This is a genomic window from Sorangium sp. So ce145, assembly GCF_051525985.1.
Lineage (GTDB): Bacteria > Myxococcota_A > Polyangia > Polyangiales > Polyangiaceae > Sorangium > Sorangium cellulosum_B.
This window is the reverse complement of record NZ_CP150315.1, coordinates 3,595,130-3,612,859: the sequence shown is the minus strand read 5'-3', so window position 1 is coordinate 3,612,859 and position 17,730 is coordinate 3,595,130. Positions and strand designations below refer to the sequence as shown.

At 73.5% G+C, this 17,730-nt stretch carries 14 protein-coding genes; 5 read left to right on the top strand and 9 right to left on the bottom strand.

The window, feature by feature from the left end; genetic code table 11:
* The first annotated feature begins 281 nt into the window (after window positions 1-281).
* Together WMF34_RS13865 and WMF34_RS13860 are read left to right on the top strand one after the other, a co-directional pair.
* Complete coding sequence (locus WMF34_RS13865; protein ID WP_012235299.1) at window positions 282-725, top strand: BON domain-containing protein; 444 nt, start codon at window positions 282-284, stop codon at window positions 723-725.
* Window positions 726-756: 31 nt separating this feature from the next.
* On the top strand, window positions 757-1,302 hold the full coding sequence (locus WMF34_RS13860) for a hypothetical protein (RefSeq protein WP_012235298.1): 546 nt from the start codon (window positions 757-759) through the stop codon (window positions 1,300-1,302).
* Between the two features lie 67 nt (window positions 1,303-1,369).
* Here the strand turns inward: WMF34_RS13860 and WMF34_RS13855 are convergent, their stop codons facing one another.
* The gene (locus WMF34_RS13855; RefSeq protein WP_044968429.1) at window positions 1,370-1,969 is read right to left on the bottom strand and encodes a cysteine hydrolase family protein; all 600 of its coding nucleotides are present in this window, start codon (window positions 1,967-1,969) and stop codon (window positions 1,370-1,372) included.
* Between the two features lie 270 nt (window positions 1,970-2,239).
* Between WMF34_RS13855 and WMF34_RS13850 the strand changes: the two genes are divergently transcribed.
* Window positions 2,240-3,202 carry a Ku protein gene (locus WMF34_RS13850; protein WP_012235296.1) on the top strand — a complete coding sequence of 321 codons (963 nt, stop codon included), beginning with the start codon at window positions 2,240-2,242 and terminating at the stop codon, window positions 3,200-3,202.
* 72 nt (window positions 3,203-3,274) lie between these two features.
* Window positions 3,275-4,477: a putative sensor domain DACNV-containing protein gene (locus WMF34_RS13845; RefSeq protein WP_012235295.1), complete on the top strand. Its 1,203-nt coding sequence runs from the start codon at window positions 3,275-3,277 to the stop codon at window positions 4,475-4,477.
* A gap of 33 nt (window positions 4,478-4,510) precedes the next feature.
* Here the strand turns inward: WMF34_RS13845 and cheB are convergent, their stop codons facing one another.
* Genes cheB through WMF34_RS13810 form a run of 7 tightly spaced genes read right to left on the bottom strand, consistent with a single transcriptional unit; the run spans window position 4,511 to window position 14,206 of the window.
* A complete protein-coding gene (gene cheB / locus WMF34_RS13840; protein WP_012235294.1) occupies window positions 4,511-5,545 on the bottom strand; it encodes a chemotaxis-specific protein-glutamate methyltransferase CheB in 1,035 nt (344 codons plus the stop codon).
* Window positions 5,542-6,372 carry a CheR family methyltransferase gene (locus WMF34_RS13835; protein WP_437993562.1) on the bottom strand — a complete coding sequence of 277 codons (831 nt, stop codon included), beginning with the start codon at window positions 6,370-6,372 and terminating at the stop codon, window positions 5,542-5,544. Before WMF34_RS13835 ends, cheB begins: the two co-directional genes overlap by 4 nt.
* A gap of 10 nt (window positions 6,373-6,382) precedes the next feature.
* Window positions 6,383-8,746 carry a HEAT repeat domain-containing protein gene (locus WMF34_RS13830; RefSeq protein ID WP_437993561.1) on the bottom strand — a complete coding sequence of 788 codons (2,364 nt, stop codon included), beginning with the start codon at window positions 8,744-8,746 and terminating at the stop codon, window positions 6,383-6,385.
* Window positions 8,743-11,292, bottom strand: a complete 2,550-nt coding sequence (locus tag WMF34_RS13825; RefSeq protein WP_437993560.1) for a methyl-accepting chemotaxis protein — start codon at window positions 11,290-11,292, stop codon at window positions 8,743-8,745. Before WMF34_RS13825 ends, WMF34_RS13830 begins: the two co-directional genes overlap by 4 nt.
* Window positions 11,282-11,719 carry a chemotaxis protein CheW gene (locus WMF34_RS13820; protein WP_012235290.1) on the bottom strand — a complete coding sequence of 146 codons (438 nt, stop codon included), beginning with the start codon at window positions 11,717-11,719 and terminating at the stop codon, window positions 11,282-11,284. Before WMF34_RS13820 ends, WMF34_RS13825 begins: the two co-directional genes overlap by 11 nt.
* Complete coding sequence (locus WMF34_RS13815; RefSeq protein ID WP_437993559.1) at window positions 11,716-13,818, bottom strand: chemotaxis protein CheA; 2,103 nt, start codon at window positions 13,816-13,818, stop codon at window positions 11,716-11,718. The genes WMF34_RS13820 and WMF34_RS13815 overlap by 4 nt, the downstream gene beginning before the upstream one ends.
* Window positions 13,819-13,822: 4 nt before the next feature.
* The gene (locus WMF34_RS13810; protein WP_044964815.1) at window positions 13,823-14,206 is read right to left on the bottom strand and encodes a response regulator transcription factor; all 384 of its coding nucleotides are present in this window, start codon (window positions 14,204-14,206) and stop codon (window positions 13,823-13,825) included.
* 493 nt (window positions 14,207-14,699) lie between these two features.
* Between WMF34_RS13810 and WMF34_RS13805 the strand changes: the two genes are divergently transcribed.
* Window positions 14,700-17,228: a hybrid sensor histidine kinase/response regulator gene (locus WMF34_RS13805; protein ID WP_437993558.1), complete on the top strand. Its 2,529-nt coding sequence runs from the start codon at window positions 14,700-14,702 to the stop codon at window positions 17,226-17,228.
* Between the two features lie 69 nt (window positions 17,229-17,297).
* Here the strand turns inward: WMF34_RS13805 and WMF34_RS13800 are convergent, their stop codons facing one another.
* Entirely contained in the window at window positions 17,298-17,678 is a 381-nt protein-coding gene (locus WMF34_RS13800; RefSeq protein WP_012235286.1) for a response regulator, read from the bottom strand.
* Window positions 17,679-17,730: the final 52 nt, after the last annotated feature.

The window sequence follows — 17,730 nt, the reverse complement described above, 5'->3', positions numbered from 1 at the left end:
AGGCATACACACGCACCTTCCTCCGCCCGATAGCGTTGTTTCTCCTCTTCTGACATCACCGGCACGGGGCAGTTCGCCCCACTTGGGGCAGTCCGGCCTCTATCCAGTCATGAGCTTGCCTGCCGCGCGGCGCCGCGATGGAAGAGCCGCCCACGACACGGCGTGGAGAGAGGGATCTCATCCATCGGCGTGACGGGGATCATGCTCCACCCTGGCCACGACCGCGCGCCGACAGGCGCTCTCCGCCAGGGGATGGCCCGGGCCTTGCGAGGGTGCCGGGCATGAACACAGCAAAATTCGTCCTGCTGCTGCCTCTCTCGATCGCCGCTGCGGCCGGCTGCGATCGAGCGGAAGGCACGACTCGCTCGGACGGCAATCCCGCGGTTCCGGGCGAGATCGCCCAGCGGGCGAACAACCCCACGCCGACGGCCGCCGACAACACAGGCAAGAACGATCGCGATCGCGATCCCGCCGCGCTGACCCCCGGGGACCAGGGCGAGAACGAGGCCGATCGCACGATCACCCAGAAGATCCGGCAGGCGGTGATCGCGAACGACACGCTCTCGATGAGCGCGAAGAACGTCAAGATCATCACGACGGGGCAGGTGGTGACGCTGCGCGGCCCGGTGAAGAGCGACAAGGAGAAGGCCGACATCGCCGCCATCGCCCTCGGGATCCCGGGTGTGCAGAGGGTCGATAACCAGCTCGAAGTCGACGTTGACTGAACCGACACGAACGGTCCGAAAGGAAGACACCATGGCAACGAAGAAAGCGGTCCTTGGCCTCGTGAGCACGCTCGCTCAGGCAGACATCATCGTCGGCGATCTCCAGCGCGCCGGCTTCATGACCGGCGACATCTCGGCGCTCTTCCCCGACAAGCACGGGACGCGGGACTTCGCGCACGAGAAGCACACGAAGGCGCCCGAGGGCGCGACGGCGGGCGCCAGCGCGGGCGGCGCGGTCGGCGGGACCATCGGGCTGCTCGCCGGCATCGGCGCCCTCGCCATCCCGGGGCTCGGGCCGTTCATCGCGGCCGGCCCCATCATGGCCGCGCTGAGCGGCGCCGCGGCCGGCGCCGCGCTCGGCGGCGTGACCGGCGCCCTGATCGGGCTCGGCATCCCCGAGGTCGAGGCCAAGCAGTACGAGGGCAAGATCAAGGGCGGCAACATCCTCATCTCCGTCCACGTCGAGGACAGCAACGAGCGCGCGCTCGCCAAGCAGATCCTCGAGCGCGGCGGCGCGACCGACGTCGCCGTCCTCACCGAAGAGGGGATCTCGTCGAAGCACAGGGCCGTCGCCTGAGCGTGACGCGCTGTCACCCCACGTGATCTCGGGCAGCTGCCCGCCTGACGCCGCGCATCGGCCGGTGTCAGGCGGGCAGCCGCTCGAGGTCGAGCTCGTCCGACGGCGTGATGTCGGCCTTGAGGAAGCGCTGCATCTGCCGGAGCGCGTGGCCGTTGTCCTCCTCTGTCTCGGAGGCCACGCAGTCCGACGGGACGAGCAGCCGGTAATCGCGCATGTAGGCGTCGTTCGCCGTGAACAGGACGCAGATGTTCCCCGCCATGCCGGTGAGGAGGAGCGTCTGCGCGCCGAGCGACTCGAGCAGGATCTCCAGCGTGGTGCCGTAGAAGCCGGAGTGCTTGGGCTTGAGCACGAAATAATCGTCCTCTCCAGGCCGCAGCAGCGCCGCGATCTCGCGGCCGCGCACGCCCTCTTCCAGGCAGTGCTCGATCTGACGGTGGAAGTTGGATTGCCAGCGGCCGAAGTTGTCGTTCACGTAGACCGCCGGAATGCCGGCGTCGCGACACCGCTGCTTCAGCGCCCGGATGCGGTGCGCCATCGGGAGCGCGTGGGCGAGCAGCCGGTCGCCTCCCGGGAAGTCCAGATCGTTGATCACGTCGATGAGGAGCAGCGCTGTCCGGCTGTCGTCCGGCGCGGCGCCGTGAAGGTCGTGGGAACGCCGAGGCATGTCGTGCGCGGTTATATACTGCGGGCGACGGCGCGTGGGGCAGCGATCACCGCCGATCACCGCCGCGCCCGGTCCGCCGTGGCGAAACGCGACCTCGGCCGTGGCGGCGCGCGGCAGGGGGCGCAGGATCCGCGATGGCCCCCAGGCGGCCAGGACGGGCGCGCGGCGCAGGATGCGCGAGGACGCGTCGTCGGCCGCCGGCTTGCATTGCTCGCCATGACGGACCTGGCGCGGGCCCCTCGGGTCGCCTTCCGGGTCGAAGGAGCGCACATGCCTCGCAGCATCTGGAAAGGGAGTATCAGCTTCGGGCTCGTGCAGATCCCGGTGGCCCTCTACCCCGCCGAGGAGCCCGACGAGCTCCACTTCACGCAGCTCGACAGGCGCACCATGGCGCCGATCCGCTACGAGCGCGTGAACCGGGAGACGGGCGAGCCGGTGAGCTGGGACGATATCGTCCGCGGCTATCCCTACGAGAAGGGCGAGTATGTCGTCCTGTCCGACGAGGACCTGCGCCGCGCGAACGTGGAGGCGACGCAGACCGTGGACATCCTCGACTTCGTCGACGCCTCGGAGATCGACCCGATCTACTACGACAAGCCGTATTTCCTCGCTCCCGCGTCCCAGAACGGCAAGAAGCGATCGCCGGTGACGGCGTATGTCCTCCTGCGCGAGGCGCTGCGGAAGACAGGCAAGGTCGGTATCGCGAAGGTCGTGATCCGGACGCGCGAGCACATCGCCGCGGTGAGGCCGCACGGCAGAGGGCTCGTGCTGAACCTGCTCCGGTTCGCGCACGAGCTCCGCTCCGATGAGGAGCTCGACCTGCCCGAGATGGACGCCCAGGGAAAGGGGCTCGGCAAGCGGGAGCTGGAGATGGCGGAGCGGCTGGTGGCCGAGATGGCCACCGCGTGGGAGCCGGAGAAATACAAGGACGAGTACCGCGACGACGTGATGAAGCTCATCGAGAAGAAGGTGAAATCCGGCCGCACGACGGCGCCCACGGAGCCTGTGGAGGAAGAGCGCCACCGCCGCGCCACCGGCACGGTGGACCTCATCGCGCTGCTCAAGAAGAGCCTCGGACAGAAGGGCGAGAAGGCCGCGAACGACGAAGCGAAAGACCGCGCGAAAAACGGCGCGAAGAACGGCAGAAACGCGCCGGAAGAAGGCGGCAAATCCAGGGTGCGAAAGGCGGAGGCCGCGAAGCGGAAGGGCGGCAGCTCGCGTCGGGCCGCGTAGCCCGCACGGAGAAGCGGCCTGCACGCCGCCCGCCGGTCTGACCGGGGGCGCAGAGGAGGGTAGAGCGAGCTCATGCGCCCCAAGTATCCGGCGGACGTCACCGCGGCTTTCCTCGAGCTGCAAGGGCAGCCCCCGCTCGCGGCGCAGAAGCTGGCTCCGGGCGCCCGCGTCGCCGCCGACGAGGCGCCGCCCTCCTTCGCCGCGATCCTGACGCAGCTGATCGAGACGCTGTTCTTCGCCTCCATGGCGACGGAGGAGGGGCGGCTCAACCCGATCGGCGTCGTGTTCGCCGAGCGCCTCGCCGAGTTCGAGTCCGGAGAGCCCGCGTGGGATCTCGTGCGGTTCGGGTCCCCGGTGGCGTTCGACGCGGAGCACCTGGCCAACCTGGGCCCGGCGAGCGCGTGGCCGCGCGCCTTCCTGGCCGTGGTGCCGCTCGATGGGTCGCTCGCCGTCGCCGGCATCGCGGTGCCGCACGGCCGGCCGTCGTTCGCGCTCGATCAGCTCGTGCGCGTCGTCGCCCCGAAGCCAGGCGTCGTGGCCGTGTACCGCGGCGAATGGGAGGTCGTCCGTTACGAGCGCGGCGCCGTGCGGACGTGGATGCCCAAGAACCGGCCGCTGCTCGACTCCATCGAGCGGACCGTCGCGCGGGACCAGGCGAGCGCGCTCGCCCGCAACGTGCGCGGCTATCTGCTGCGCATCGTCGAGGGGATGGTCGAGCTCGGTCGCGGCGGGCTCCTCGTCGTTCTGGGGCCGGGCGAGGGCCTGCCGCAGCTCTTCGGGGAAGAGGGCAATCAGCTCGACACCGAGGTCAAGCGGCTGGCCCCTGCCCTGTGCCTCGGCTCGGCCATCCTCGACCTCGCCGGCGCGCACGAGACCCACCTGCCGGACGGGCCATGCCCGCCGTCCAGGGGGAGGCCAGCGCCGCGCGACTCGGAGCACGCGCTGCAGAGATCCGAGCGCGTCAGCCGGCTGCTCGAGCTCATCGTGCGGCTGACGACCGTCGACGGCGCGGTCGTGATGAGCCACGCCCTCGACGTGCTCGCGTTCGGCGCGAAGCTGCCGCCTCCGAGGGCGATCATCTCCGAGGTCTTCGCCGCAACCCCCGACCAGCGGATGGACGCGAGCCTGAGCCTCGACGCGCGCGGCACCCGCCACCGCGCGGCCGCGGCGTTCGTCGCGGGGTACCCGGAGCGGATCGCCTTCATCGTCTCCCAGGACGGCAACGCGGCGACGTTCCAGGAGATCGAGGGGAAGGTGGTCTACTGGCCGCTTTGACGAGGCGCAGCGCGCGAGGTGCGACGTGCGATATCAAAGATGCCGCAGGATGGCCGCAGGCATCTGATCGAGAGGCACCGCGGCCGCGGCGAGCCCGGCCTCCAGCACGCGGCGGGGCATGCCGTAAACGACGCAGGACGACTCGGCCTCCGCGAGGACCTTCCCGCCCGCCGCGCGGATCGCCCGGGAGCCCTCCAGGCCGTCGTCCCCCATGCCCGTGAGCACGACCCCGAGGACGCCGGGCCCGAACTCGGCCGCGGCGCTCGCGAAGAGCAGATCCACGGACGGGCAATAGAGGGACGCGCCGGCCGTCGCCGGGAAGCAGACGCTGGCGCGCGCCAGGTTGCGCCGGACCTCGATGTGCGTCCCCCCGCGCGCGATGACCACGAGCCCGGGCCGGAGCGGGAGATCGTCCGACGCCTCGACGATCGAGAGCGCGCTCCCGTCGTCGAGGCGGCGCGCCAGCGATTCCGTGTAGCCAGGAGGGATGTGCAGCGCGACGACGATGGGGGCCGGGAACCCGGCGGGCATCGCCGCGAGGAGCCGCGTCAGCGCCAGCGGGCCGCCGGTCGAGGCGCCGATCACGACGAGCCGCGTGCGCGACAGCGCCGGGATAGCGAAAGGCGCGGGCGGCGGCGCGGACGGCGGCTCCACGCGGTGGACCTTCGCCTCGGCGGCGGCGAGCACCTTGCGGACCAGCTCGTCCGCGAGGCCGAAGAGGCGATCGGTCGCGAGCGCCGTCGGCTTCTCGACGAGATCGGTCGCGCCTTCCTGGAGCGCCCTGACGCCGAGATCGCTGTCCGCGTCGGCGCTGCTGACGACGATCACCCGCGGCGCGCCCTCGCGCGGCAACGACGCGAGCACGCCGAGGCCGTCGAGGTTCGGCATCACGAGATCCAGCGTGACGACATCCGGCTTGTAGCGCGCGATCTTCTCCAGCGCGTCGAAGCCGTCCATGGCCGTGTCGACGACCTCGATCGAGGAGCTCGCGCCGAGGACCTGCCGCAGCACCTTGCGCACGAAGGCGGAGTCGTCGACCACGAGCACGCGGACCGGGGGGCGCCTCATGGCTCCGCGTTCCGGTACAGGAACACGCCGCCCCGCTCCTCGCAGGCGAGCGCGGTGCCGAGCCTGAAGAGCGACTCGGAGACCCCGACCAGGAGGATCCCGCCCGCGGAGAGCGCCCCCGAGAGGTTCTTGACCACCCACCGCGCCGTGTTGTCGTGGAAATAGATGAGCACGTTGCGGCAGATCACGACGTCGAGCTGCCCGAGCGACGCGACATGCGACGCGTCGAGCAGGTTGATCCGCCGCCAGTCGATCGCCCGCCGCAGCTCGGCGCTCACGACGACGCGATCGGGCGTCACCTGCAGCCACCGCTCGGCGAACGGAGGCGGCGGGGCGTTGCTCCGGAGCGAGCGGGGCCCGAGAACGCCGGCCTGAGCCCGCGAGAGCGCCCGCGCGCTGATGTCGCTCGCGATGATCTCGACCTTGTCGAGCAGGCCCCGCTCGGCCAGGAGCATCGCGAGCGTGAACGGCTCCTCGCCGCTCGAGCAGGCCGCCGACCAGATCCGCGGCCGGCCGCCCGCCGCCACGCGCGGCGCGACGAACTCCGAGACCGCGAGCTCGAGCTGCGCGAGCTCGCGGAAGAGGTACGTCTCGCCCACGACCAGCCCGTCGATCAGCGCGTCCATCTCGGCCGCGCCCCCCGGGTCGTAGCGGAGGAAGTAGTAGTAATCGAGCAGCGAGTCGAAGCCGGCGTCGAGGGCGCGCGCCGACAGCTTGTCGCCGAGCAGCTCGCGATCGGCCGCGTCGTAGTGGAAGCCGATCTTCTCGGCGACGAGCGCGCTGAAGATCGCGAAGACCTGCGGAGAGATGGGGAGGCGGCTCGTCATGCCCACGGGATCAGGCCCACTGCGCGAGGACGGACGCGGACACGCGCCGCACCTCGGGATCTGGATCGGTCCGCGCGGCGCGCTCGACCGCCGCGAAGCCCTCGCGGGTGGCCACCGCGGCGAGCGTCGTGGCGGCCGCCTTCCGCGCCGGCGCGCGCGGCATCCGGAGCGCCTCGAGGAGCGCGGCGTGCGCCCCGGGGAGCCGCATCCGCGCGAGCGCCGCGGTCAGGAGCGGCGAGAGCTCGTCGTCCGCCGTCCCCAGCGCGTCGAGGATGCCCTCGATGCGGCCCGGCACGGGCGTCGAGAGCGCGGCGAGCAGCGGGCCCTGCGCCCGCGACGCGACGAGCAGCGCGACCAGGGCCCTCGTCGCCTCGGCGCCGGGCCGCCCCGCGATGAAGCTGGTCGCGGCCGCCCGCACGCTCTCGTCGGGGTCGCCCGCTGCCCGCACGAGGGCAGGCAGGACCTCGGGTGACGAGAAGCCGGAGACGGCCGAGACCGCGACCAGCCGGGTCGCCACGTCCGGGGACGAGAGCGCGTCGAGCAACGTCGGCAGCGACGCCTCCCGCCCCGCGATGCCGAGCCCGATCAGCGCCGACCGCCGCATGTCCGTGTCGCCGTCCCGGGCCGCCTGCTCCAGCGCCGCGAGCGCGAGATCGCCCTTGATCCCCGACAGCGCCTCGATCGCCGCCACGCGCACCTGGCCGCTCTCGTCCCGGAGCCGCTCGGCGATGACCCCTGCCGCCGCCTCCCACCCGAGCTTTCCCAGCGACTGGCAGGCGTAGTACCGGACCCACGCGTCGCCGTCGCCGAGCCCCGCGAGGAGCGCGTCGATCACGCGGGGATCCCGGCGCGACTGCCCGAGCGCCCGCATCGCCACGGCCCGGATCCGCGCCGCGGGATCGGCCGCGACCGCGACGAGCGCGTCGAGCGCCGCCGGCGCCGCGAGGCACGCGAGGCCATGGATCGCCTGCTCGCGCGCCCGCGCGTCGGGGTCGCCGAGGCTGTCGAGGAAGACCGGCAGCGCCGACGGAGGCGCGAGGTGCCCGAGGATCCGGAGGGCCGTCCTCCGCGCGGCCGGGGCCCCGTCGCGGGCCGCGGCGAGCGCGAGGGCCTCGACCTCCGGGCCGCCGAGGCCCTGGATCGCGGTCGTCGCGGCGTGGACCACGCGGGGGCTCGGGTCGTCGAGGACCTGGAACAGCGCGCGCGCCGAGCCGGGCTCCGCGATGCGCGCGAGCGCGTCGCACGCCGCGGCGCGGACCTCCGCGTCCGGATCGGCGAGGCAGCGCTCCACGTCGCCCGCGGCCGCGGTGCCCCGGACGAGCGGCAGGAGCAGGAGCCTGCGCGCGCTGTCGCCGTCGCGCAGCGCCGCGAGCACCCGGGGGTCCGCGCTCCGCGACAGCTGGCCGAGCGCCTCCGCGGCGGCGCTCGCGACGGGAGGATCGGCGTCGAGCAGGCGCGTCAGCTCGAGCAGCGCCTCGTCGCCACCGATCGCGCCGAGCACGCTGCAGAGGGCGGCCTGCTCGGCCGGATCCGCGCCCGCGAGGCTCTGGGAGAGCCGCCGCGCCACGCCGGGCGCCGGGGCCTCGCTCCGGAGTGCCTCGTCGATCGGCGCGACCGTCCCGTAGCGCTCGCGGTACCGCTCGCGCAGCTCGGCGAGCGCCGCCGCGGCGACACGCACGACGCCGTCGCTCGGCCGCCCGAGGAGGCGCACCAGCGGCGCCACGGCGCCGCGGCTGCCGGTGCGGCCGAGCGCCCGCGCCGCCTCGAGCAGGTAGCGCGGATCCTCGAGGAGGACCGCCAGCGGGCCGGTCGCGCGCGGGTCGCCGCTCCGCCCCAGCACGTCGATCGCCGGGAAGACACGGAAGAAATTTCCGCTCGAGACGGCGTCCACGAGCGAGTCGACAGCGGACCTGCCGCCGACCCGGCCGAGCGCCTCGATCGCGGCGACCGCGACGTTGTCGTCGGGGTGCGACGTGAGCTCCGCGAGCCGGGGGACGGCCTTCGCGCTGCCGCGGCGGCCGAGGATCTGCGCCGCGTCGGCGACGAGCGCGGGGCGAGGATCCAGCGTCAGCGCGAGCACGGCGGCGTCGACGTCGCCCAGCGACGCGACGAGCGCGTCGACCGTGGCGGCGAGGCGCGCCTCGCTGTCGCGCCGGGCGGAGAGGCACGCGCAGAGGGGGTGGACCGCCGCGTCGCCGAGCGCGGCGAGCGACGCGACGACCGCCCGCCGCACGGTCCAGCTCGGATCCGCGAGCATCTCGATGAGCCCAGGCGCCCCCGGAGGCCCCGAGGCGGCGAGCCGCTCGACCTGCTCGACGCGCTGCCGCTCCGCGTCCGAGACGGCGAGCGCGGGCGCGGGTCGACGAGCGATCATGGCGTCTCCGGCGGCGTGGGGTGCTGCGTCCCGTTCACCTTGATGTGGGCGACGGCGTGCGCGACCGTCGCGACGACGCCCGCGACCGCGTCCGCGTGCTCCGCGCTCGCCAGCCGGATCCTGCCGAGCTGCTCGAGCACCTGGCCTGCGTCGCTCGCGATCGCGCCGGTGTCCCTCGCGTGCCTGGCCGTGGAGGCGAGCAGCTCCCGGACCGGGTCGCGCAGCCGCGAGAGCGAGGCGGCGTGCTGCTCGCTCCGGGTCGAGAGCTCGAGGGCCCCCTTCTCGGCGGCCTGGAGCGACGACGTGTGCCGGTTCGCGCCCGACGCGAGGGCCGCGATCGCCTCCGCCTGATCGGCCACGGCCCGCGCCGTCTGCCTGGCGATCCGGCGCACGGAATCCCCCTCCTTCGCCAGGGACGCCGTCGCCTTGCCCTGGTCCGCCGTGGCGGCGGTCACCGCCGCCGCGAGCCGCGCGACCTGGCGGGCGGACGCCTCCAGCTGCTTCGCCGCCCGCGCCTGCTCGCCGGTTCCCCGCGCCGACTGGACCGACAGCCGCCGGATGTCGTCCATGGCGCGCGCGATCTCGCTCGCGCCGCCCGCCTGCTCCGCGAGGCCGGCGACCATGCGCTGCGACGCGCCCGAGACCTCCTGCGTGAGCGCGGAGATCCCGGCCAGGGCGCGGGTCTGCTCGACCATCGCGGCGCTGGTTTGCTGGGTCAGCGCGCGCATCTGCGCGGCGACCTTGGCGAGCTGCAACGCCCCCGTCGCCTGCTCGTCCATCGCCCGCGACACCCGCTCGGCGGTGGACGTGAGCTGCGCGTTGGCCTTCACGGCGTCCCGCAGCGCGCGCGCCTGCTCGGCGGTCGCGTCCTTCGTCTGCCGCGCCATGCGCCGCATCTCCGCGCTGCCCTGCGCGAGCGACTGGATCGCCTTGGTCTGCTCGGCCGCGGAGCGCGCGACCGCCCTGCCCTCGTCGCTCATGCGCGACGCCGTCTGGGTCAGGGAGGCCACCGCCTGCACCTGCTCCGCGTTCGCCCGGTCGATGTCGCGGATCGAGCGGCCGAGCTCCTCGACCCCCTGGAGGATGGACGCGAGCGCCCGATCGGCGTCGCTCGCGAGCCGGGTCCCCTCGTCCGCGACCTTCACGCCCTCGCTCGAGGCGGCCACCGCCTCCCGGGCGCTCGCCTGGAGCGCGCGGACGATCTTGGCGATCTCGGCGCTCGAGACGGCGGCCCGATCGGCGAGGTTGCGGATCTCCTCGGCGACGACGGCGAAGCCGCGGCCGTGCTCCCCCGCGCGCGCGGCCTCGATGCTGGCGTTGAGCGAGAGGAGGTTCGTGCGGTCGGCGATCAGGTTGATCGTCTGGACGATGTCGCCGATCTCCTCCGCCCGCTTGCCCATCTCCTTCATGACCGACGCGGAGTCGGCCATCGCCTGCCGGATGCTCCCGAGCCCGGCGATGGACCTGCCGACCGTCGCGGCGCCCTGGCGCGCGGTCGCGATCCCCTGCTCGGCGGTCGCGCGCGCGGTCTCGACGATGGCGACGATCCGCCGCGTCGAGGCCTCGACCTGCGACGACGTGGCGGCGTTGCCGGCCGCGAGCCCGCTGATCTGCTCGGCGCTCTGCGCGACCTGCTGCGCGGTCCGCGCGAGCTGCTCGGCGGCGACCGCGTTCGCCTCGATGGTCGCGGCGTTCTTCTCGGCGGTGGCCGCGACCTCCTCGACCGAGCTCGCGATCTCCGTGATCGTGCTCGCGGTCGTCGACGCGCTCGAGTCGAGCGCCCTCGCGCTCTCGGCCACCCCGCGGATCGACCGCGCCATCTGCTCGGCGGTCGCCGCGGTCTCCTCGACCGCGCTCGCCATCTCGGTCGCGTCCTTCGCGACGCGATCGAGCGAGCCGCTCACGCCCGCGACGGTCCCGGCCATGGTCGAGATCTGCGCCCCGACCCCCTTGGCGTCGGTCGACAGGCGCGCGACGCCCTTCGACATCTCCTCGATCGTGGCCCCGATCTCCTCGATGGCCGCGGCGTTGCTCTCGCCGCGGGCCGCCGCCTCGTCGGCGGATCCGCTCGTCACGGAGACCGACCCGAGGAGCTCCTCGCTGGAGGACGCGAGCTCCTCGGCGCTGGTGCTCACCGCCTTCACCGAGCGGGCGATCTCCTCGAGCGCCGCCGCGGTCGTGTCCGCCGAGGTGGCGAGCGTCTCGGCGTCGCCCTTCACGCTGGCGAGCGCGGGGGCGAGCGCGCCGATGCCGCTCGCCATGCCCTCGGTCGCCCTCACGACGTCGATGACGACGTCGCCCACCCGCTGCCCGGTGCGGGCGAGCCCCTGCGCGGTCGACCCGGCCTCCTCGATCTCGCCCGCGAGCGCCACCGCCATGGCCCCCTGCTCCCTGCCGGCCGCGGCCTGCTCGGCGCCGAGGGCGGCGAGCCGCGCGGCCGCCTGCTCGACGCCGGCGACGGTCGCGACCGCCTGGCGGAGCGCGCGCTCGGTCTGCTCCGCCCGCGCGAGCGCGCCGTCGATGTCCGCGATTGCATCAGATGCCATGATCCTGCTCCTCACCGATGATCCTGCCGACGTCGACGAGCATCACGAGGCGCTCCCCGAGCTTCGCGACGGCCCTGACGAACCCGGCGCTCTCCTCCGCCATGACCTCGGGGGGCGGCCTCAGCTCGCCCTCGGCGATGTTGACCACCTCGCGCGCGCTGTCCACGAGGAGGCCCACGGTGCGGCCGCCGCGCTGAACGACGATGACGCGCGAGTCCAGCGTCGGCTCCGCGCTCGGGAGCCCGAAGCGGACGCGCAGATCCACGACCGGGACCACGCGGCCCCGGATCTGCACCAGGCCGCCGACGTACGATCGCGCCCCCGGCACCCGGGTCGCCCCGGCGAACGACTCCATGTGGAGCACGTCCGCCGCCGAGATGACGTACTCGGTGTCCGCCACCTTCAGGACCACGTGCAGATCGCTCACGAGGCCGCCCGGGCGAGCGCGCCGCGGCCGCCGCGGCCAGCGGAGAGCCTGCCGCTGAGGGTCACGAGGTCGAGCACGAGCGTGGGGCGCCCGTCGCCGAGATCCGTCGCGCCGGACACGCCCGGCACCCGGACGAGCGGGTCCTCGAGAGGCCGCACGACCACCTCCTGCTGGCCGATCACGCGGGTCACGCCGAACGCGAAGGGCGCGCCGTGGCGGCGGACGACGAGCGCCCTGCGCGCCGGCGAGGCCCCGAGCTCGAAGAGGGCGCCGAGATCGACGAGGGGCACGACCTCGCCGCGGCGCTCGATCAACAGGGTCCCGCCCCGTGCTTCGCCCGGCGCTGGCAACATGGTCCCGCCCCGCGCTTCGCCCGGCGCTGGCAACATCGCCCCGCCCCGCGCTTCGCCCGGCGCTGGGCCGCGGAGGACGCGCGCGGCGTCGATCTCCACGACCTCCTCGACGCCCGCGATGGGCGTCACGAACAGCTGATCACCACACAGGAAGGAGAAGGCGTCCACGATGGTCAACGTGAGCGGGATCCGGAGGGTGAAGGTGGTGCCGGCGCGGGGGGACGTGCTCACCGAGAGCTCCCCGCTGAGCTGCTCCACGGCGATGCGGCGCACGATGTCCATCCCGAGCCCGCGGCCGCTGGTCTTCGTCGCCTGGTCGAGCGTCGACAGCCCGGGGAGCGTGATGAGGTCGAGCAGCGCCGCGTCGCTCTCGGGCGCGGGGCGGCCGGCCCGCCTCGCGACCAGCGCGCGATCGATGCCGCGGCCGTCGTCGGCGACGCTGAGCTCGAGCTGATTGCTGGAGCGCTCGAAGCAGGAGACCCGGACGACGCCCTCCTCGGGCTTGCCGAGGCGCCGCCGCTCGGCGGGCGGCTCGATCGCGTGATCGACGGCGTTGCGGAGCAGGTGCACGATCGCAGGGAAGACCCGCTCCGCGACCGCCTTGTCGAGCTCGGCCTTGCCGGCGTCGATCTCGAGCCGGACCTGCTTGCCGGTGGCGCGACCGAGGCCGCGGACGACGAGCGGCACGCGCTCGAGGAGCTCCGCCACGGAGATCATGCGCGCGCGCATGATGGCGCCGCGGAGGTCGCGCAGCGTCCGGTCGTGCTCGCGCAGGATCTCCGACAGATCGCGGATGTCGACCCCGCGGGCGCGCAGCTCGGCGGCCGCCCGAGCGAGCCGGAACCGCGTCACGACCAGCGCCGACAGCTTGTCGAGCGCGTCGTCGAGGCGCGCCACCTCGACGCGGACGACGCCTCGGAGCTGAGGCTCCCGGTCCGCCGGCTCGTCCGGCTCGCGCTCCGCCAGCGCCGCCACGGCCGGCGGGACGGGGGGCTCCACGGTGAGCGCGCGGGCGCCATCCGCCGCCGCCGCGCGCGCGACCTCCTCGTCGGGCGCGCTCGTGAGGACGAGGAGCGCGAAGGCGATGCCGCCCGGCGCGCCATCGCTGGCCGGCACCGAGAGCGGGATGACCTTGACGATCTCGGCGAGCTTGCCGACGCGCTCGCGGACGGTCGTGATGTTCACCCCCTCGGCGGTGCGCGCCGGCGAGGGGACGAAGTCGACCCGCAGCGCGCGCCGCCCGCCGGCCACGCCCTGCGCGAGCTGCACCCGCTCGCCGGGCCCGAGCTTCGCGAGGATCTCGGGATCGGCGCCGATGATCGGCACGGGCGGCGACGGCGCGGCGGCGAGATCGAGCGCGGTGAGCGCGGCGAGGAGCTCGGGCGCCGCCGGCAGCACCGGCTTGCCCTCGGCGAGGGCCCGCGCCCGCTCCTCGATGGACCGGAGCCCGCGGAGCAGCACCTCGATCGACGAGGCGGAGAGGCTCCCGGCCGACCGGTCCGCCGCCCGGAGCACGGTCTCCATCGCGTGGGCGAGATCCACAATCGGCTCCACGCCGACCATGGCGGAGAGGCCCTTGATGGTGTGAAGAGCGCGGAAGAGCTCCCGGATCGCCTTGGGGTTCGACTCGCCGCCGCGGAGGGCCGCCTCGACGGCGAGGAGGTTGGCCGTCGACGCCGAGAGGTGCTCTTCCACCTCGACGAGGTAGCCGGCCACGAACTCGTTCACATCGAGCGCCCCGCCCATCCGATCATCCGGCGCTGGCGCCGCTGTCCTGCAGGAGCGCGCGCACGCTGGCCAGGATGGCGTCGGGAGTGAAGGGCTTCGTCATGAACTCCGACGCCCCCGCGGCGAGCGTGCGGGCGCGGGACTCCTCATCACCCCGGGTCGTCACCACCAGGATCGGCAGGCTCCGCAGCCTGTCTTGACCCCGGATGAACTCGATCACCTCGAGTCCCCCGATATCGGGCATATTCAGGTCGAGCACCACGAGATCGAACGGCCTGAGCGAGAGCGTCTCAATCGCCTCGAGCCCGCTCGCCGCGTGCGCGAACCCGTGCTGCTCTGCACGCAGGCAGGCCACCACCATCTCGCGCATCACCCGGCTGTCATCGACGACGAGGATCTCTGCCACAGCGGTGCTCGATCGAGGGAATAGCCTTTCCGAATGCGGGGTGTCAATCGCGCTTGTGCGTCCTTGCCAGAATCAGGGAACTCCCGTCAGACACGTCCCGAACCGCGGATGCCACGCTCGAGCGTCCAGGCGCTGCCCGCACGTCGAGGAACGCCAGTGCGCCAGCGACGTCGGCGGGCGCGAACGCCATCGCCATGACAGACGTCGATGGAACCCGGCGAGCGCTGGATGATGCGTGGCGCGATGACCAGAAGCGACCTGACGCGCCAGACGCGACCGGAAGCAACCGACGCAGACAGGCAGAAGAGGGCAACAGGGCGCCTTTCATCGTATTAGGCTTGCATCGTCGAGGGCTCTCCCTCAGATGAGACTGGGCGGTAAAGATGCTTGCGGGACCAACGGGTCTCCGCGCCCCGTCCCGCCCCGAGAGGCGCTCCCCTGTGGCGATATGCCTCACGGCCCCTGCTGCTCCTGGAGAACCATGAATCGGCCAATGACGATGGACTTCGCGCTCGCCGACGCCGCGCGCGATGCGAACGGCCCGCCCCGGCGCCCGGCGCCGGCCGCGGGGCGAGGCGTCCGGGAGGGGAGCCTGGAGCCTCCGCCGAGCGAGCACGCGCAGCGCGGGGCGGTGTGGATCCTCGACGATTCGTTGCTGGAGGCCGAGATGGCCGCGCGCGCCCTCGCGCCGGGGTACGAGGCCCAGGTCTTCACGGACGCCGCCGCGATGCTCGAGCGCGTGGCGGGGGGCGATGTGCCGGATGTCCTCGTGCTCGATCAGGTGATGCCGGGCATGTCCGGCACCGAGATCTGTGGCCTCTTGCGGTCGCGCGCCGCCACGGTCGGGCTCCCGATCCTCATCCTGACCGTGGCCGGGCAGGAGGAGGACCTCGTCGAGGGGCTCACCGCGGGCGCCGACGACTACGTGGTCAAGCCCTGCCCGGCGGCCGCGCTGTCGGCGCGCGTCGGTGCGCTCCTTCGCTCGAAGCGGCTCCGCGAGCGGGCCGAGCGGGCCGAGCGGATCGCGGCGGTGGAGCGCGATCTGCTGCGGGCGCTCATCGAGCAGAGCGGCGACGGCATCATGGCCGCGGACGCGTGCGGGGCGCTCCGCATCTGCAACGGCGAGGCCCAGCGGCAGCACGGCGTGTACGAGCGCGACGCGCGCGACGCGCTCGAGTCGCTCCGGAACCGCGGGCTGCTCGCGCTGGACGGCCGGCCGCTGCGCCCCGACGAGGACCCGCTCCACCGCGCGCTCCGGGGCGAGAAGGTCGAGAACGCGCGCTGGCTCGTCACCCGCCCGGACGGCTCGATCCGCGCCCTCTCCGGGACGGCATCGCCGCTCAGGCACGCCGACGGCTCGCCCGCGGGCGCGGTTCTGATCACCCGCGACGAGACCGACGCGATCGAGGCGGAGCGGGCGCTCCGGGACAGCGAGGAGCGCTATCGCGTGATCATCAGCGCGCTCGAGGAGGGCATCACGCTCCAGGACGAGCGCGGCGTCATCCGCACCGCGAACGCGAGCGCCGAGCGGATCCTGGGCCTGCCCATGGCCCAGCTCGTCGGGTCCACGATGATGGGCCCGTCGTGCAGGCTCGTCCGCGAGGACGGCTCGCCGTTCCCTCTCGAGATGGTCCCCTCGCAGATCGCGCTCCGGACCGGCGCGCCCCAGTCGGGCGTCCTGCTCGGGCTGGAGCGGCCGGACGGCTCGGTCCTGTGGCTCTCGGTGAACGCGCAGCCGCTCCGCGGCACCGACGGCTCGGTCGCCGGCGTCGTCTCCTCGTTCTTCGACATCACCGCGCGGAAGCGGGCGGAGGAGGAGCGGCAAGGCCTGCTCGCCGCGGCGGAGTCCGCGCGGCAGGAGGCCGAGGCCGCGAGCCACCTGAAGGACGAGTTCCTGGCGACGATGAGCCACGAGCTCCGCACGCCGCTCACGGCGGTCCTCGGCTGGGTCCGGATGCTGCGCACCGGCAAGCTCCCCGAGGAGCGCCGCGACAAGGCGCTGGAGACGGTGGAGCGCAACGCCCAGGCGCAGGCGCAGCTCATCGACGATCTGCTCGACATCTCGCGCATCATGGCCGGCAAGCTCCGGCTGGACGTCCATCGGATCGAGCTCGTGCCGGTGATCGACGCCGCCCTCGAGGTCGTGCGGCCTGCCGCCGACGCCAAGGGGGTGCGGCTCCTGTCGCTCCTCGAGCCCGGCGTGGGCGCCGTCGCGGGCGACGCGGGCCGGCTGCAGCAGGTCGTCTGGAACCTGCTCAACAACGCGGTGAAGTTCACGCCGCGGGGCGGCGTGGTGCGCATCCGGCTCGATCGCGCCGACGGGTCCGCCGAGATCACCGTGTCCGACACCGGCCAGGGCATCGAGCCCGCGTTCTTGCCTTACGTGTTCGAGCAGTTCCGGCAGGCCGAGAGCGGCACGACCCGCAGGCACGGCGGCCTGGGCCTGGGGCTCACGATCGTGAAGAGCCTCGTGGAGATGCACGGCGGCACGGCCCACGCGCTGAGCGACGGGGAGGGGCGGGGCGCCACGTTCGTCGTCCAGCTGCCGCTCGCGGCGCCGCCGAGCCACGACCGGGGGCGCCGGCTGGCGGCGCTGCCGTCCGCCTCCGCCGGGAGCGACCGCCCGCCGGAGCTCGCGGCGCTGAACGTGCTCGTGGTCGAGGACGAGGACGACACGCGCGAGCTCCTCGTCACGATGCTCGAGCAGTGCGGCGCGCGCGTGACGGCCGTGTCGTCCGCGGCCGAGGCGCTGCTCGCGGTGAAGGCGCTGCAGCCCGACGTGCTCGTGTCCGACGTCGCGATGCCCGGCGAGGACGGCTACGCGCTGATCCGCAAGATCCGCGCGCTCCCGGCGGCGAGCGGGGGGCGGACCCCGGCGATCGCGCTCACCGCCTATGCGCGCACGGAGGATCGCATGCGCGCATTGCGGGCGGGGTTCAACACCCATGTCCCGAAGCCCATCGAGCCGGCGGAGCTGCTCGCGGTGCTCTCGACCATGTGCGGCACGAGGGCGGGCTCCTAGGTCGCCTGCGGCGCGCGATCGCGCCATCGCGCCGCTCGCGCGAGCGGCTCGGCGCCGCGCGCCGCCGGCTCACCCCTTCCGGCAGCTCCGCTCGATGGTGTCCATCAGCTTCAGCACGTCGAACGGCTTGCTGAGGATCGCGTCCGCGTCGATGCCGGCGCGCTCCGTCGCGCCGCGCGCGGTCATCACCACGATAGGCGTGGCGGCGAGCGTCGGGTCGCGCTTCTGCTCGGCGCGAAACTGGAACCCATCCATGACGGGCATCATCAGGTCGAGCAGGACGAGCGCGATGGACGAGGGGTCGTCCCGCAGGCACGCGAGGGCCTCGCGCCCGTTCGCGGCGCAGGCGACCGCATACCCCTCCTCTTCCAGGAGCTCGCTCAACGTGCGGCGGATCGCGGCGTCGTCATCGACGATCAGGATGCGCTTGCTGGGACGGCTCATCGTCATGCGCACTCGCTCCCTCCGCAGGGTGACAGCGACCAGGGCGTCACGACCTCGA

Coding starts and splice junctions, on each gene's coding strand:
- WMF34_RS13865 (WP_012235299.1), top strand. CDS start 282: ATGAACACAGCAAAATTCGTCCTGCTGCTGCCTCTCTCGATCGCCGCT.
- WMF34_RS13860 (WP_012235298.1), top strand. CDS start 757: ATGGCAACGAAGAAAGCGGTCCTTGGCCTCGTGAGCACGCTCGCTCAG.
- WMF34_RS13855 (WP_044968429.1), bottom strand. CDS start 1,969: ATGCCTCGGCGTTCCCACGACCTTCACGGCGCCGCGCCGGACGACAGC.
- WMF34_RS13850 (WP_012235296.1), top strand. CDS start 2,240: ATGCCTCGCAGCATCTGGAAAGGGAGTATCAGCTTCGGGCTCGTGCAG.
- WMF34_RS13845 (WP_012235295.1), top strand. CDS start 3,275: ATGCGCCCCAAGTATCCGGCGGACGTCACCGCGGCTTTCCTCGAGCTG.
- cheB (WP_012235294.1), bottom strand. CDS start 5,545: ATGAGGCGCCCCCCGGTCCGCGTGCTCGTGGTCGACGACTCCGCCTTC.
- WMF34_RS13835 (WP_437993562.1), bottom strand. CDS start 6,372: ATGACGAGCCGCCTCCCCATCTCTCCGCAGGTCTTCGCGATCTTCAGC.
- WMF34_RS13830 (WP_437993561.1), bottom strand. CDS start 8,746: ATGATCGCTCGTCGACCCGCGCCCGCGCTCGCCGTCTCGGACGCGGAG.
- WMF34_RS13825 (WP_437993560.1), bottom strand. CDS start 11,292: ATGGCATCTGATGCAATCGCGGACATCGACGGCGCGCTCGCGCGGGCG.
- WMF34_RS13815 (WP_437993559.1), bottom strand. CDS start 13,818: ATGGGCGGGGCGCTCGATGTGAACGAGTTCGTGGCCGGCTACCTCGTC.
- WMF34_RS13805 (WP_437993558.1), top strand. CDS start 14,700: ATGACGATGGACTTCGCGCTCGCCGACGCCGCGCGCGATGCGAACGGC.
- WMF34_RS13800 (WP_012235286.1), bottom strand. CDS start 17,678: ATGACGATGAGCCGTCCCAGCAAGCGCATCCTGATCGTCGATGACGAC.